Origin of the sequence: Vibrio sp. St2, assembly GCF_947311885.1 — a bacterium.
Taxonomy (GTDB): domain Bacteria; phylum Pseudomonadota; class Gammaproteobacteria; order Enterobacterales; family Vibrionaceae; genus Vibrio; species Vibrio coralliilyticus.
This window is the reverse complement of the sequence record NZ_CAMZNA010000003.1, coordinates 222,933-238,289: the sequence shown is the minus strand read 5'-3', so window position 1 is coordinate 238,289 and position 15,357 is coordinate 222,933. Positions and strand designations below refer to the sequence as shown.

Here is a 15,357-nt window from a genome sequence, read left to right as displayed (position 1 = left end):
TAGATATGAACAAACACCTACTCGTTAGCGCTATGGCGCTTGCCCTTATCGCTTGTGGTAGCACCGCTATCATGGATAAATCGGCCGCTGTCAAAGCTCAGCCAGAGATCAACATAAAGACCGACAATAATTTATGGAAGCTCGGTCGAGAAGGCACTTTTGATATCGCTGGTATGTATAAAGGTAAGTACTCTCGCAGCGCCTCTTCATCAACGTGGTTCAACAAACTGTCTTTTAAAGATGGAGAAATGGCGGCAGAAGTGACTCGTAACAGTGATGGAAAAACATGGGTGTTGACCTGCACAGGTGGCGGTGTCTCATACAACTACATGGGCGTAGAGTTCGGTGGCAACGATCCTTATATCTGCGATATCAGCTCAGATGAGAAAAGCGTTGGTGAGTACAAAATTGAGCCAGATGCAGGTGTATTGGATATCGGCTTCGATAAAACAGAGAAAGGCTTGGTAAGAATTGGCACCACCCATTTTAATGTGAAAACTATTCATACTGGTGAAGGCTTACTTGTGCCAGTCGACACACCACTTGGCTACAGCTTTGAGCGTGGAACACAAGAAGTCGCAGCTGTGCAAACTAATGGCGCACTCACAATCCAGATGCTTGACTCGCTGAACGATGATGAGCGAGATACTTTAGTGGTAGGCGCGATTGCCAGTGCGCTCGGTTGGCGCCCTCAAGATTAAGCTGATTGATAAGCGCCATTGCGGCGCTTTTTTTGTTTTCTGTGCCTAAAGGTAGTAACGCTGTACGTACTGGTTTGGCGTCAGACCCCGATGTTTTTTAAACATGCGATTAAAGCTAGCGATATTCTGATAACCAAGGCGTTGAGCAATATCGTCAATCTTGATACCATGACGCATCATCTCTACCGCAATGTTACTCAGTACATAACCACTCACCGTGGTGAAGTTCATTCCTAAATTACGCAACCGACGTTGAAATTGCTGTACTGACAGCCCGAGTAAGCTAGAAACATTTTCTACCGTTGGCAGCCCATAATGGCGACTGTAGTTTAGAATTTCATAAATCACTTTCACTTCATCTTCTGGGTCAGGCATATTAAGCAATTCGTCCAAGTCAGCAAAATTCATCGCCAGTCGCCCTTTCTGCAGCCTCGCTTGCTGCTTGGTCGCTAAACGCAGCTCCGAATGAAACCATATCTCCGTGGACGAGTGACTCCATTCCACCTCACAGCCAAAATATGCTTCATATTTAGGTGTATTCTTGCGAGAACCAGACAGTTGTACTCTGAGTGGAGAAAAATCCTGACCAAGATAAGTACGTAAGATCTTGGTGAGTGCCATCGCCATACGGACACTGTCGTGTACTTTACATTCAGGTTCGATCATTGGATTCCGATACGCCCATTTGATCAGTGAACCACTCAGGGATGCAGATAGAAACGCTCCGCTTTGCAGACTACTAAATCCATAATTCACACGTCGAATGGTCGATGCGAGATCACTACCAGAAAGAAGCCAGTGAGAAATAACACCTATCTGTCCAACATCAACATCACGGTTGATATCAAGAATCACATCAGGGTTTCCTGTAACGCCCTCTAATTTTTCAAACCAGCGATTCACTTCAAACATTGGGACCAGCGTCATCGGATTGCGAAACGCAGATTCCGGAATCACTAGTTCGTCATCGTCAATTTGGTAGCGCGACCTCGCTTCCTGATGAATATGTCGAATTCCCAACACACGCATAAAGCGCACTTTATCCATATACAGATCACATCAATTAGACATTTAATATGAATCAATCTGTCACATACTAAGCTAATTTTCAAATCCGAAACACAATACAGATCCTTATTAATAAAGGAGCCTTGAATGAGTTTATTAAGTGTCCCGTTCGTGGGAACCGGTGCAGACACCGCATTACATGTCGTCGCAACTATTGTCTTGATTGCGACTGTCGGTGCAGCTCTGTTTGGATTCTGGAAGTTTCACGAACTACCAATCAACAAAGCCCATAGCAAAGATCATCATCAAATAGGACTGATAACGGCGTTGACATGGATTGGTTTCATCTGGCACTGGGTTTGGGTTGTCGCAGTCATTGTCGCTTTCGTCGATATGGACAAAGCCATTGTGAACCTACGCGACACTTGGCGTCATGCCCCCAACACGAAAGATAAACAGGAGGAGGCTTAATGTTAGAAGGTTTAGCTGTCTGGGCACTTTTTATTTACCTGCTAAGGCTGGTGGGTATGCCCTGGAATACCGCGACTAAGTCATTCGCCTATTTAGGTGGCGTTTCTTGGCTGATGTTTGTTTGGGTGGGTTTGATCAACTATACGCCAATGGATCTTTCTGGTGGTTCGGTGGTGCAATCCCCCCATATCCAGTTACGCCCCGATTCGCCTAACGTAACAGGTAAAGTCGACAAGATTTACATTGAACCCAACCAAAAGGTAAAGAAAGGCCAACTGATTTACGAGATCGACCCGACTCAATACCAAATCACCTATAACCAGGCAAAAGTAGAAGAAGAGTCAGCGATGGTGGAGCTTGAAGTTGCATTTGAGGATATTTCAATCTCACAGGCAACGTACGAGTCAATGGTTCAGGATTTAGAGACTACAGAAAGCCAACTTGCTGCTGCCAAAGCTGATTACAGTTTGCAAAACAAAATGTTAAAGCGTTACAGAGAGCAAAATCGTGTAGTGAACAACACCATCACTGCGAGCGATATCGATAAGCAGGAAACAGCAGTCACTAAGGCACGACACAACGTCTCAACCATAGAATCAAAGCTAAAAACAAAACAGGTGGACACTGAAAAAGCCAAACTCGCGATCGCGAAATCGGAATTAGCGGTAAAATCTAAACATGCTGATTGGAAAAAGTCACAAGAGAAACTCGCAAAAGCAAAGTGGGAGCTCGACAGCACCAAAGTTCATGCACCTGCTGATGGCTTTGTTACCAACTTCATCTTGCGCGAGGGACAGCGTGTCTCAATGTTACCTCGGCTGCAAATGTACACAGATGAGAAATACGTCCTAATGCGAGTCAATCATCAGGCGATTCGCAATGTTAAACCAGGACACAGTGCTGAATTTTCTTCTTCAGTCTACCCAGGTAAGATCTTTTCTGCTCAAGTTGAGGGAATAGTTGAAGCTACTGGCGAATCACAAAGCAATTTGCTTGGTCTGGATGACTCAGTGCATGCGACGACGGGCAAGAACTTACAAAACAAACATCACTTCGTCCGTTTGAAAATAGAAGAAACCGAGGGCTATGACATTCCCGTCGGTTCTGTCGGGCTAGCTTGGGTTAGTGGCGAAAAGCCCGTTGGTTTTATGGCATTCCTTGATGTCATCCGAGGAATCATCATTCGTATGAAGTCTCAGCTTTACTACTTCTACTCTATTTGACACTCCCCTGTAAAAAGCTCGGTTAACCCGAGCTTTTTATTTGCATCCAGCGTTACACCAATCATTAGATTTTGTTATCACTTTTAAGCTTATCATTGGATATGCATCAAAACTCTTATTTTCATTCTATTTTACAAATTCCACCTTTGCGAAATGAGTCCTGCTCGCTCAATACGAGAGTGTACGACTATCCTGTTTTTGGGATTAGATAAAACAGCGCTTCATTCTCAATGATAAGAATGACAAGCGTTACGAGAAATAATCTAAACAAGGGCCGATACCAATAAGGTTTGATTAAGCACTTAAATTGTGTGATATGTCATTAGCAATATTGAGGTTAATTGCAAAATGCAATTTCATATTGCAACCGTTTGCTTCTAAAACGGCATTTAGTGGTGAAATAGTGGGCAATTAAGCACTATAAAAGTTGGCACATATACTGCAATTACTAGAGTGACCCTTCTTAAGCCGAGGGTCACCTAGCCAACTGACGTTGTTAGTGAACCGAATTTGTTCACACTTATTTGAGCCAATCTTACTTATTGAGATTGGCTTTTTTTCTATCTGTTGCCAACGAACTTATCATCAACTTTGATTGCTACATTGATGTGTCAGTTCAATGATCATCACATAGCAATGACACGCTCAATAATTGCACGCTTTCTCTTTTATCTTTGTCTTGTCTATTAAATTTCTTACGATTTAATGTAATAAATAACCACTATAGGCTTTCTTCATTTCCAACACCTCAAAATCAGACATTATTCAATACTTCCACACCAAAATTACTCAAAATCACGTCAACAAACGTTTGGAACACAAACTAGGCGTAGCTAACGTATGAAGCCATTCTTACAGACATGAATTCATAACAAACTTGTACAAATTTAGTAGAACTCCCTCTAAAAATATCATTTAGAAACCGATTACATCATCTTTAATATTTTTTTTATTAAATTCACATTAAAACTATCCTTTTGTTTTATATAAATTTAATTACAAGACAAAGCCAAGCAAACGTTAACCCTTATGGATTTAGATTGACCACGTGATATTTATCACCATAATAGCGGCCGTTTATCTAGAATTTACTCACTTAAGTTTGTTTTATCTATTTGTGGAGGTGATAGATGTCCGAAGATAACAACTACAGTCTGGGGCCCGTTCCAACAACGGCCAGAAAAGGCGTCATTTCACTCACCATGGTGATGTTAGGCTTAACCTTTTTCTCTGCAAGCATGTGGACAGGAGGCTCACTCGGTACTGGCCTTTCATTCAATGACTTTATTCTCGCAGTCCTCTTTGGCAACCTCATCCTCGGTATTTACACTTCTTTCCTCGGCTACATCGGGTCTTCTACTGGCCTCTCCACTCACCTTCTCGCTCGATTCTCATTTGGCACTAAAGGCTCATGGCTTCCTTCTGCTTTACTTGGTGGCACACAGGTCGGTTGGTTTGGTGTAGGTGTCGCGATGTTCGCCATACCCGTTCAAAAAGCGACAGGCATTGATACCAATACATTGATCATTGTGTCCGGCCTTCTAATGACTGCGACGGTTTACTTTGGCATTAAAGCGCTGATGGTGCTTTCAGCGATTGCTGTTCCTGCAATTGCAATTCTGGGCAGCTACTCAGTATCTATGGCCGTCGATAGCGTGGGCGGGTTTGAACAACTCAAGCTTATTCAACCAGAAACGCCTATGGATTTCTCTGTCGCATTAGCAATGGTCGTAGGCTCATTTGTCAGCGCAGGTACACTCACCGCAGATTTTGTTCGCTTTGGTAAAAAACCAGCTGGCGCCGTACTGGTCACCATGATCGCCTTCTTTATCGGTAACTCACTAATGTTTATCTTCGGAGCCGCAGGGGCAGCAGCGACGGGTATGGCAGATATTTCGGACGTCATGATTGCTCAAGGCCTACTACTACCTGCAATCATCGTACTTGGGCTCAATATCTGGACTACCAATGAAAATGCTTTATACGCTTCAGGGTTAGGCTTTTCTAACATCACCGGACGCTCAAGTACTATGATGTCTATTATCAACGGTATCGTGGGCACTATCTTCGCATTGTGGCTGTATAACAACTTTGTTGGCTGGCTAACGTTCCTATCGACTGCCATTCCCCCGATTGGTGGCGTCATCATCGCGGATTTCTTGATGAATAGAAAACGCTACCAGAATTTTGCTACGACAAAATTCAAAGACGTGAATTGGGCTGGTATTGTAGCAGTGGCAGTAGGTGTTGCAGCAGGTAAGTTTATCCCTGGAGTTGTACCAATCAATGCCGTACTGGGAGGCGCGTTGTGTTACGTCGTGCTCAACCCACTTTTAAACAAGAAAACACTCAACGCGCAATCCGCGTAAGGACGCATAATGACTAAGTTATTGATCAAAAATGCAAAACTACAAAGTCAAGAAGGATTGAAACAGATCCTGATTGAAAATGGTCAATTTCAACAGATCCTAGATAACGACATTGCCGTTAACCACTCTGGTGACATTTTAGATGCAGAAGGTGGACTCGCCGTTGCGCCATTTTGTGAGCCACATATTCACTTAGATACAACTCAAACGGCCGGAGAACCAAGCTGGAATATTTCCGGTACGCTTTTCGAAGGCATTGAACGCTGGGCTGAGCGCAAAGAAATGCTGTCTGTGGAAGACGTTAAAGATCGAGCAAAGCAGACTCTGAAATGGCAAATTGCCAACGGTGTTCAACACGTTCGTACTCACGTTGACGTATCGGACCCGACACTTGTCGCTTTGAAGGCGATGGTTGAAGTGCGTGAAGAGATGAAAGAGTGGGTAGATATCCAAATCGTCGCTTTCCCTCAGGAAGGCATCCTCTCCTACCCAAATGGCAAAGAACTGCTTGAAGAAGCCGTGAAGATCGGCGCCGATGTGATCGGGGCGATTCCTCATTTTGAGTTCACTCGCGAGTATGGCGTTGAGTCTCTCCACTATGTCTTCGAGTTGGCAAGAAAGTATGACCGCTTGATTGATGTGCACTGTGATGAAATTGACGACGAACAATCTCGCTTTGTCGAGACCTTAGCCGCTCTGGCCCATAAGTATGAGATGGGAGATAAGGTTACGGCCAGTCACACAACAGCGATGGGGTCCTACAACGGCGCTTATGCGTCGAGGCTTTTCCGCTTATTGAGAATGTCGGGTATTAACTTTGTTGCCAACCCACTGGTCAACATCCACCTACAGGGCCGCTTCGATGATTATCCGAAACGCCGTGGCGTCACTAGAGTCAAAGATATGCTCAAAGCCAGCATCAACGTGTGTTTTGGACATGATGACGTATTTGACCCATGGTATCCCTTAGGGACAGCAAACATGCTTCAAGTGCTCCATATGGGCTTACATGTTTGTCAGGTAATGGGCTACGACCAAATCAACAATTCATTGGATCTCATCAGCACAAATTCAGCACGTACGCTGAATATCCAAGACAAGTATGGGTTAGAAGAAGGTAAACCTGGCAGTTTGCTGATCCTGCCTGCCGAAAATGGATTTGATGCAGTGCGACGCCAAGTGCCTGTCCGTTACTCAATACGCCATGGTAAGGTGATTGCACAAACTCAACCGGCAGTAACCTCTATTCACCTTGACAGTGAAGAGCGCATCACTTTTCAGCGATAACGCTAGTTAGAATCAAAAAAGGGAAGCTTGAGCTTCCCTTTATCATTTACAACGTTGTCGTGCCGACTTTCAACTTAAATGGTCGAATTCGATTTATTTGGATAGCATTCTTTTTCTTTATTCGGATATGACACAGTTCAAGAACTAAGCCAAATGCCATCGCAAAATAGACGTACCCTTTGTTGATGTGGATAGCGAAACCTTCTGCCATCAACAATCCACCAAGTAGCACTAAAAACAGCAGGGCTAAGGTTTTAAATCCAGGGTAACGGCTCACTAGGTTATTAATCTTTTCCGCGGTTAGAACCATAACCACCGCTGAAGAGAGAATGGCAGCAACCATAATGGGCACTTCACTCGTCAATCCAACCGCAGTAATCACAGAATCCATCGAGAAAACGGCGTCCACAGCCACTATCTGTAGCAAAACCACAGCCAGCCCAGTTCGTACATGAGTTGAATGTCCCGCTTCTTGGTGCGCTAGCCAGGCCCAAAGCTCCTTGAGACTTTTCAGCAATAAAAAGGCGCCACCTGCGATCATTATCAAGTCACGCCCAGTAAAGCTCGATGACATGATTTCCAATACAGGCTGTGTGAGCGACATTACCCATGAAATCGAGAAGGCTAGGACAATTCGAGCAATAACAGCCAACGAAATACCCAAGTTACGGGCTAGTTTTCTCTGATGAGCGGATAGGCGTTCGCAAAGCACAGATATAAACACAACATTATCGACACCAAGTACTATTTCCAGTGCGAAAAGTGTTGCGAAGATAACCCAAGTTTCGGGTTGCATGAAAAGTTCTAACATAGGGTTGCCTCCTCGGATGAAGAAGCCAGAAGTGTGTTCAGTCGACTAAAGGGGTCGTCCATTTAAGCTTGTTACCTTTATTGCTTAGGGATCGTCAGTAAACCACTCGCCAAGGTAATTCACAATAGCGCTATTTGTAACAATTCGTAAAAGAAAACCCCACTAAGCTTTCGCCTAGTGGGGCTTATTCTTACTCGCAGCAATCCGGCTACTATTAGGTGCTCCCTGCATCTATTCCTTGATAGTACGCTGATTCCTTCAGCACTTTCCTTATCATCGCCTTCCTAGCGGTGTCCTCGGCAATCCAGCCCGTTAGCTATCCTCGCTAACTCTCATCGCTTTATCCTTAAGCGGTGTCCTAAATCTATCGTCCTGATAGAAATTGCCTTATTCCTTTAAGCGTCCATTAACTTTCCTTGATGTAACCATCCTAGTTACTAGCGTCCAGCCAATGTCCTTTGCTTTCCATGCCGACCATTCGTCCTGAATAATCGAATCTTCGTCCTGAAGATGACCTATCCTTGGGTCTTTCCTGTTCCGTGTCTGCTTCCTGCTGACAACTTAAGATTAAGTCAGTAGCGCTTTTTCACAATGGTCGATTTCGTCTAATATGATATCGGCCCGAATGTAAAAAACTAAAATAATAAAATAATATCAATACCTTAAGATAAAGCAATGACTGTTTCCTAGCATTTTACCATCATTAAACTTACGTATTTGTAAGAGATCTCGCACAAGAGTCATGGTCGTTTACTCCTCTATCGGAACACCTTGTTAGCAAAAAATCGAGATGTAAATCACATTTGTGGCGCGCTATCATTTTCTGAAATCGCTAAGGTACTGAATTTTACTGGACTAACTCAGCCGAAATTAGGATATTATTACCTGATCTCTATCACATTACGTTTGTTTATCTCCCTAAACAGGGTTTTCTTTCCTAGAGGAATGACTGAATGATTTCTAAATGGGCACAACGCTTTTATCAGATGGCTGTCCTTGTGGGCTCTTGGAGTAAGGACCCTTCGACTCAGGTTGGCGCTGTCATCACGAAGCAAAACCGTATCGTTTCAGTTGGGTTCAACGGCTACCCACATGGAATCTCCGATAGTGCGATGACCGATGAGAGAGAGATGAAGTATCTCAAAACACTTCATGCAGAAGAAAACGCTATTCTTTTTGCTAAGCGTGATTTAGACGGATGTGAAATTTGGGTCACGCATTTCCCTTGCCCTAACTGCGCAGCCAAAATTATCCAGACAGGTATTTCAGCAGTCCACTGTCCTGAGCAGACCGAAGACTTCCTGTCTCGTTGGGGGGAGAAAATTAAAATCAGCCAAGATATGTTCCTTCAAGCAGGCGTTAAGGTAAACTGGCTACCGCTAGAAGATTTACAAGACAACGTGTAAACGTTCAAACGTGTCAAACAGTTGCTGGGACTTGTACGGTTTAGGTAAGTAGGCGTCCATACCCGCTTCAAAGCAACTATCAATCTCTTCAGGCAGGACGCTCGCTGTTAAAGCGATAATAGGCGTTCTGTCTCGTCCTTGCTCTGTTTCCCACTTTCTGATGCTACGCGTTGCTGTCAGGCCATCCATAACTGGCATCATGCAGTCCATCAGAATTGCCGTATACAATTGCCCCGACTGAAACATATTCACCGCTTCTGCGCCGTTACTGGCAATCTGGTAATTCATTCCAACTTTGCTGAGAAAGAAGCTAGCAATCTTCTGATTCATCAAGTTATCTTCGACAATCAGCACACAACGGCTTTCATTTATTGGGTAAGGCTGGGAGCGTTCATTATCAGAGTAACTGGTATTGATCTGGATAGAATTGAGAGCCTTGATGATGGCTGCTTCAAATCGGCTTCCCAAGAAGGGCAAAGTCAGATTAGATGATACAAGCGCTTCTGCATCCGGCAACATAAATAAGTGATGCTGCAGGCCGATGATCTCTGAAAAATTAAAACGAGCTCTAAGAGATGCTAAATCGCGGCGCGAGCTGTGATGTGGATGGTAACAATAGAAAATCAAATCAAACTGTTCATCAAGCATCGTCACTTCATGAGTGCTCTCAGCAACTGTCACTGCTAAACCAAAGCGCTCCGCTTCACTCTTTATCAACGACTCATATTTGCTGTCATTTACAATAAACAAAGCTTTTCCCTTTGCTTTGTCCTTACTCGTTTCAACAACAGATTGCGCAGGTATGACGAAGCTAAAGCGGCTACCTAGACCAGGCGTGGAGCTTGCTGTAATACTGCCTCCCATTAATTCAGCAATTTGACGGCAAATCGCTAACCCCAAGCCAGTGCCTCCATAACGACGGGTAATGCTGCCATCTTCTTGAGTAAATGGCTCAAAGATCTCTTCCAATTTCTCTTCATTTATTCCCACTCCAGTGTCCACCACACTGCAGTGCAAATACGCCTTTTCACCTTCATTCATGAGCTTGACTACCACAGATACAGAACCATCTTGGGTAAACTTCACTGCGTTACTAAGCAGGTTCATCAAGATCTGTTTAAAACGAAATTCGTCAATGTACAAACTATCCGGAATATCTGGAGACAACGTTGCTCTGAGTTCAACTTGCTGTTTAAGAGCTTTAGTACTGACCATGTTCATCGCTTCAAAAACCGCTTCACGAACATCCGCATGACTGGGAGATAAAGTCAGGTTGCCAGATTCGATTTTCGACAGGTCAAGAATGTCATTGATAAGTACTAATAGCGCGTGAGAAGAAACATCAATGTCACTGAGAATATCTTTTTGCGAGGAATTAAGACGACTATCCGATAGGATCTCGGCCATGCCGATAATGCCATTGAGCGGAGTTCTGATCTCATGAGACATGTTAGCCAAAAATACGCTTTTTGCTTGGTTGGCAGCCTCTGCATTTTCCTTGGCGACGACTAGATCCCGTTCATGGTCTTTCTGAGCCTGAATGAGATAATTGATGCTACGAGCAAACTTAGAGAACTCATCCTTGCCATCCACAGACACTAATTCAGTACTGCGGCTATTACGCATGCTGCCCATTACAGAGAGAATTTTTGCCAGCTTGGAATTAATACGATAAAGCGTACTCGTTCCCCAAAAAAACATCACGGAGAACACAATGAAACCGCCAATAGCGATGACGAGAAGCGTGTTTTCACTGCGCTGAATACTGCTCTGCAGTTCTTCGTGCAATTTTGATGAAAACAGGCCAAGTTGTTTTTCTACCAGGGCATTACGTTGCTCGATCGCAAGTGCAAAATCCCCAAGGCGTCCACGGCTCCCCTCATTAAGCAACATGTGCTGTTTGTAATAACTACCACGCTGGAAATCGCGACTCGCGAAAATGTTAAGTAGCGTGTTTATCTGGTCAGAATCTGCCCCTAAATTGATGAACTTATCGAGGTAAAATTGCTGCCTTTCGCTGATCTTGAAATACTCGGTGGCATACTCCGCATAAGAAAGGCGAATACCTTTTATTTCCTGGGCCAACCATGCCTCTTGCTCCATCCAAAAGTACAGCCAGCTGAGGTCACTCAATACAAGATCAAGTTTATGCACTTTTAGCTCGGTGCTATGGCTTTCAATGGACTGAACGTCACTGTACAGATCATACAAAACCGCGTAAATCAGCCGACCTAGCTCTAAGCTTCCGTGAGAGCTGACTGTGGCGAGCTCAGGTAGGAGATCGTTGAGTTCCTCAATGTAGCTCAAAGTGTGATTCGACTGGATCATACTGCCGCTAACGTGTTCTTCAGCGTGCGTCACGCTCGTTATTGAATTCAACGATTGCTGCGCCATCCCAAGCGCAATGGCTGCGCTTTGCCCTTCAATGCGGAGTGCAAGCGCTTCGTAGACGTAACGAGAAAAGGCAGACAAATGCCTTAGTGTCTGATTTTTTTCATTGATAACCGCGTAGCTGTGAAGCCTGTCCTGAATATGCACTACCGTATTGGCGGTGAACAAAATAATAACTAATGTAGGAATAAGGCATAAAATCAACAACCGACTTTTTATTGATATGTTAGTGAGGAGCATTGAGACTCGTTCCTTCGAATCATTTTTTGAACCACTAGGCCTATAATATTAGTTCATATTAAATTCGCTTCTTATTAACAAGAGTAAAATTAAGGTGATTTTTTCGAGCAACAAGGGATATATTTGCTTAAGCATTTGACAGCATTAGCATTACTACTTTTCTGTATTCAGTCTCTGGCATGTAATTTTGCCATCGTCACCCTGAACCCAGAGATAAACGTATTGCGCTCTAATCAAGTTAAAATGCTCTATCGAGGCCGTACTTCAAGTATTGGCGGTCAACCTATTAGGCTGATGGATCTCCCTAAAAACTCCACACAACGCCAAGATTTTTACTATTCGTTATTGAATAAAAGCCCAGCCCAGATGAACGCTATTTGGGCACGCCAAAGCTTTTCAGGCAAAACACCAGCCCCCAACGAAATCGCTCACACTTCAATGAAAAATATTACCTTATGGCTGAGCGAGCATCCCAACGGCATAGCCTATGTTCCAGTCGATATGATTCCAGAACAAGCTAATGTCCTCTTTACACTCTGTAATAAAGGCTAGGATTATGGAGCTACAACAAAAATCATTTTTAATAATCGCACTGGCTAGCTGCCCTGTTACCGCTCAAACTCAACTGGCTAACGAGCTGAATCTAAGCGGCTTTGGTACCGTTGCTGCTGCCAAAAGCGATAACAATACGCCTGTGTTCTATGGCCGCGATATCGCCGATGACTGGTGTTTCGATTGTGATACCACTTTCGGTCTGCAGTTGGATTGGCAGATTAGTAATGAGCTGCGCTCAGTATTACAAGTGCTCAAGCGACCTCAGGACACTTTCTCATCCCCAATTCTAGAGAGAGCCTTTATCGAGTATTCAGACTCAGGGCACCGCTATAAAGTCGGACGATTGAGGTCACCGATGTTTATTATGTCTGAGTACTACTACGTCTCCAGCGCCTATCCATGGTTACGATTGCCCATAGATGTCTATGGGGGCAATCTAGGTATCACCCATTTTGAAGGTGCATCTGCGGAGTTTAACTTCGAGTTGTTTGAGCAATTTCAACTCAGCCTTACCCCCTTCTACGCTCTGGATAACGAGGAGAATTACGAACTTTATGGACGCTCTTTCACCTTAGACGTGAAAAATGCATATGGCTTCAGTGCAGATATCTATATAGAAGACAGCCAGCTCCATGTCTCTTATACCGATGTTGAGGCACGACAGATTTTTGCTAACCAACCAGACGTATGCTTTAACCTCCACTTAGTCAGCTTTGGGGCAAGCCATACGATTGGTAATTGGCATCTCCAGACAGAGGCAGTGCTTTCTGAAGATATACGCGCTAACTGGTATGCGGGTATAGACTATCGAATCGATATGTTTACGCCTTACATACAATATGGGCAATCAAGAAGAACCAAGGAGAGTAATAGCTACTTACTCGGGGTCAGATACGATTTTACACCTCAATTCAACGCCTCATTTGAGTGGCAACAAATACAAGGTCGAAAAAACGTGATCAGCGGCCAGTTCACCTTGCCACAAAACACGAGTGAATCGTTTGCTTCTAAGGTCGACTTGGTGTCTATAGGTTTGTCGTTTACCTTTTAAGTAGTTTACGTGCTACAGATCAACATACATTCAGTTTTTACAATAAGCTTTGCATACTTTTTGTGTGTTGAGTATTTTTTATCGAAAAATAAGTAACACGCCCTGTAAAAGTCAATAGGTCATATCGACAATAAACCATGACTAAATCGTAACAAAACCAGCCAATTACTCTGCAATTATTTTTTCTAGCAGAATAAGATGTTAGGTATTACAATCCTGCCGCATAAAAATTACATAATTAAAACACTTTTTATCTCTGCTCACTCCCCCTACACAGTGAAGTAGAGTCAGTCCCCAAAACGTGAAAGGTCCAAACAAACAATGAGTCCAGAGAAACACCTCCTTGACTGGCAAACGAGCCAAACGATTGCGGAAACTATCTCTCCCCTACTAGGTCAACTTTATCGCGAAAAAGGCGTCGAAGTTCTACTGTTCGGTAAAACTCTGGTGAATGCAGCGACCATCGATATTATCAAGACGCACCGTCTTGCTCGTCGCTATACAGGAACTCCACTATCTGCAGATCAAACGCTTCCTCTGATTAAAGCACTATCAGAAATGGAACTGTCACCATGTCGTATTGATGTAGGCCAACTGGCTCATCAATTCTGGCAAGGTCGCGATGATGAGCACGGTGTCAAAGACTTCCTACATTCTTCTCTAATGGGCGCGATGAACGGAGAAACCGTTACTGAGCCTCGTGATGTTGTTCTATATGGCTTTGGCCGTATCGGCCGTCTACTTACTCGCCTATTGGTTGAGAAAAGTGGCCCTGGCTATCCGCTACGTTTACGTGCGGTTGTTGTTCGTGGTGGCAAGAAAGGCGATCTTGAAAAGCGTGCTAGCCTACTTCGTCGTGATTCAGTTCATGGCCAGTTCAACGGCAGCATCATTGTCGATGAAGAGCGTAAAGCCATCATTGCAAATGGTAACTACATTCAGTTCATTTACGCTAACAAGCCTGAAGAAATTGACTACACCACGTACGGCATCAACAACGCTTTGGTTGTCGACAACACAGGTGTTTGGCGCGACGCTGAGGGCCTAGGCCAACACGTAGCCTGTAACGGCGCTGAAAAAGTGCTACTTACGGCACCAGGTAAAGGCGATATCAAGAACGTTGTGTTCGGCGTTAACGAAGAAGTTATCCAAGCTGAAGATACCATTATCTCTGCAGCAAGCTGTACCACTAACGCTATCACGCCAGTACTAAAAGCCATCAACGACAAGTATGGTGTACTATCAGGCCACATTGAAACAGTTCACTCTTTCACTAACGACCAGAACCTGATTGACAACTTCCATTCAGGCGAGCGTCGTGGCCGAAGTGCATCACTCAATATGGTTCTGACCGAAACAGGTGCAGCGAAGGCAGTCGCTAAGGCTCTACCAGAACTTGCTGGTAAGCTGACTGGTAATGCTATTCGTGTCCCTACTCCTAATGTTTCAATGGCGGTCGCTAACCTGAACCTAGAAAAAGGCACCGATAAAGAAGAGCTGAACGAATATCTTCGTGAGATGGCGCTAACTTCTAAACTGTCTGCGCAAATTGACTACACAGACTCGACAGAAATCGTTTCCAGTGACCTTGTTGGTTCTCGCCACGCGGGCGTAGTAGATGGCGCAGCAACAATCGCTCAAGACAGCCGCTGTGTATTGTACATTTGGTATGACAACGAGTTTGGTTACAGCTGTCAGGTTGTTCACTGTATGGAACAAATGATGGGTGTACGTTATAAGACTTACCCTAGTAAGTAACCGAATATCGCCCCTGAAAGATTCAGGGGCAAAACTCCACAACACAATTATAAAGATATACCCCCGTACTTGCCGTTTTCTTGATG

At 44.2% G+C, this 15,357-nt stretch carries 12 protein-coding genes; 9 read left to right on the top strand and 3 right to left on the bottom strand.

Annotation, left to right across the window (positions count from 1 at the left end; all coding sequences use genetic code 11):
* Positions 1-5 precede the first annotated feature (5 nt).
* The gene (locus QMA41_RS12825) at positions 6-701 is read left to right on the top strand and encodes a hypothetical protein (RefSeq protein ID WP_281629851.1); all 696 of its coding nucleotides are present in this window, start codon (positions 6-8) and stop codon (positions 699-701) included.
* A 45-nt stretch (positions 702-746) separates the two neighbouring features.
* Here QMA41_RS12825 and QMA41_RS12820 read toward each other — a convergent pair whose 3' ends face one another.
* Positions 747-1,730 carry an AraC family transcriptional regulator gene (locus QMA41_RS12820; RefSeq protein WP_039952061.1) on the bottom strand — a complete coding sequence of 328 codons (984 nt, stop codon included), beginning with the start codon at positions 1,728-1,730 and terminating at the stop codon, positions 747-749.
* Between the two features lie 126 nt (positions 1,731-1,856).
* On the opposite strand from QMA41_RS12820, the gene QMA41_RS12815 reads away from it, so the two are divergent.
* The 4 genes from QMA41_RS12815 (at position 1,857) to QMA41_RS12800 (ending at position 7,059) form a co-directional block, all read left to right on the top strand.
* Positions 1,857-2,180 carry a hypothetical protein gene (locus QMA41_RS12815; protein ID WP_006960661.1) on the top strand — a complete coding sequence of 108 codons (324 nt, stop codon included), beginning with the start codon at positions 1,857-1,859 and terminating at the stop codon, positions 2,178-2,180.
* Entirely contained in the window at positions 2,180-3,403 is a 1,224-nt protein-coding gene (locus tag QMA41_RS12810; RefSeq protein WP_281629850.1) for a biotin/lipoyl-binding protein, read from the top strand. The genes QMA41_RS12815 and QMA41_RS12810 overlap by 1 nt, the downstream gene beginning before the upstream one ends.
* Before the next feature lie 1,130 nt (positions 3,404-4,533).
* The gene (codB, locus tag QMA41_RS12805; protein WP_095561452.1) at positions 4,534-5,772 is read left to right on the top strand and encodes a cytosine permease; all 1,239 of its coding nucleotides are present in this window, start codon (positions 4,534-4,536) and stop codon (positions 5,770-5,772) included.
* 9 nt (positions 5,773-5,781) lie between these two features.
* Positions 5,782-7,059, top strand: a complete 1,278-nt coding sequence (locus QMA41_RS12800) for a cytosine deaminase (protein WP_281629849.1) — start codon at positions 5,782-5,784, stop codon at positions 7,057-7,059.
* A 46-nt stretch (positions 7,060-7,105) separates the two neighbouring features.
* Here QMA41_RS12800 and QMA41_RS12795 read toward each other — a convergent pair whose 3' ends face one another.
* The gene (locus QMA41_RS12795; protein WP_281629848.1) at positions 7,106-7,870 is read right to left on the bottom strand and encodes a TerC family protein; all 765 of its coding nucleotides are present in this window, start codon (positions 7,868-7,870) and stop codon (positions 7,106-7,108) included.
* Between the two features lie 953 nt (positions 7,871-8,823).
* Between QMA41_RS12795 and QMA41_RS12790 the strand changes: the two genes are divergently transcribed.
* The gene (locus QMA41_RS12790; RefSeq protein WP_006960656.1) at positions 8,824-9,276 is read left to right on the top strand and encodes a cytidine/deoxycytidylate deaminase family protein; all 453 of its coding nucleotides are present in this window, start codon (positions 8,824-8,826) and stop codon (positions 9,274-9,276) included.
* On the opposite strand, the gene QMA41_RS12785 is transcribed toward QMA41_RS12790, so the two are convergent.
* Positions 9,259-11,907, bottom strand: coding sequence for an ATP-binding protein (locus QMA41_RS12785; RefSeq protein ID WP_281629847.1), 2,649 nt, complete (start codon positions 11,905-11,907; stop codon positions 9,259-9,261). The two genes, QMA41_RS12790 and QMA41_RS12785, sit on opposite strands and share 18 nt — an antisense overlap.
* A gap of 123 nt (positions 11,908-12,030) precedes the next feature.
* Here QMA41_RS12785 and QMA41_RS12780 point away from each other — a divergent pair, with 123 nt between their 5' ends.
* From QMA41_RS12780 to QMA41_RS12770, 3 genes are all read left to right on the top strand, one after another.
* The gene (locus tag QMA41_RS12780; RefSeq protein WP_281629846.1) at positions 12,031-12,459 is read left to right on the top strand and encodes a hypothetical protein; all 429 of its coding nucleotides are present in this window, start codon (positions 12,031-12,033) and stop codon (positions 12,457-12,459) included.
* Between the two features lie 4 nt (positions 12,460-12,463).
* On the top strand, positions 12,464-13,513 hold the full coding sequence (locus QMA41_RS12775) for a porin (protein ID WP_281629845.1): 1,050 nt from the start codon (positions 12,464-12,466) through the stop codon (positions 13,511-13,513).
* 321 nt (positions 13,514-13,834) lie between these two features.
* Positions 13,835-15,271, top strand: coding sequence for a glyceraldehyde-3-phosphate dehydrogenase (locus QMA41_RS12770; protein WP_006960652.1), 1,437 nt, complete (start codon positions 13,835-13,837; stop codon positions 15,269-15,271).
* Positions 15,272-15,357 lie beyond the last annotated feature (86 nt).

What these genes read in the sequence shown, in the direction of transcription:
- QMA41_RS12825 (WP_281629851.1), top strand. Translation starts at nt 6, where the DNA reads ATGAACAAACACCTACTCGTTAGCGCTATGGCGCTTGCCCTTATCGCT.
- QMA41_RS12820 (WP_039952061.1), bottom strand. Translation starts at nt 1,730, where the DNA reads ATGCGTGTGTTGGGAATTCGACATATTCATCAGGAAGCGAGGTCGCGC.
- QMA41_RS12815 (WP_006960661.1), top strand. Translation starts at nt 1,857, where the DNA reads ATGAGTTTATTAAGTGTCCCGTTCGTGGGAACCGGTGCAGACACCGCA.
- QMA41_RS12810 (WP_281629850.1), top strand. Translation starts at nt 2,180, where the DNA reads ATGTTAGAAGGTTTAGCTGTCTGGGCACTTTTTATTTACCTGCTAAGG.
- codB (WP_095561452.1), top strand. Translation starts at nt 4,534, where the DNA reads ATGTCCGAAGATAACAACTACAGTCTGGGGCCCGTTCCAACAACGGCC.
- QMA41_RS12800 (WP_281629849.1), top strand. Translation starts at nt 5,782, where the DNA reads ATGACTAAGTTATTGATCAAAAATGCAAAACTACAAAGTCAAGAAGGA.
- QMA41_RS12795 (WP_281629848.1), bottom strand. Translation starts at nt 7,870, where the DNA reads ATGTTAGAACTTTTCATGCAACCCGAAACTTGGGTTATCTTCGCAACA.
- QMA41_RS12790 (WP_006960656.1), top strand. Translation starts at nt 8,824, where the DNA reads ATGATTTCTAAATGGGCACAACGCTTTTATCAGATGGCTGTCCTTGTG.
- QMA41_RS12785 (WP_281629847.1), bottom strand. Translation starts at nt 11,907, where the DNA reads ATGCTCCTCACTAACATATCAATAAAAAGTCGGTTGTTGATTTTATGC.
- QMA41_RS12775 (WP_281629845.1), top strand. Translation starts at nt 12,464, where the DNA reads ATGGAGCTACAACAAAAATCATTTTTAATAATCGCACTGGCTAGCTGC.
- QMA41_RS12770 (WP_006960652.1), top strand. Translation starts at nt 13,835, where the DNA reads ATGAGTCCAGAGAAACACCTCCTTGACTGGCAAACGAGCCAAACGATT.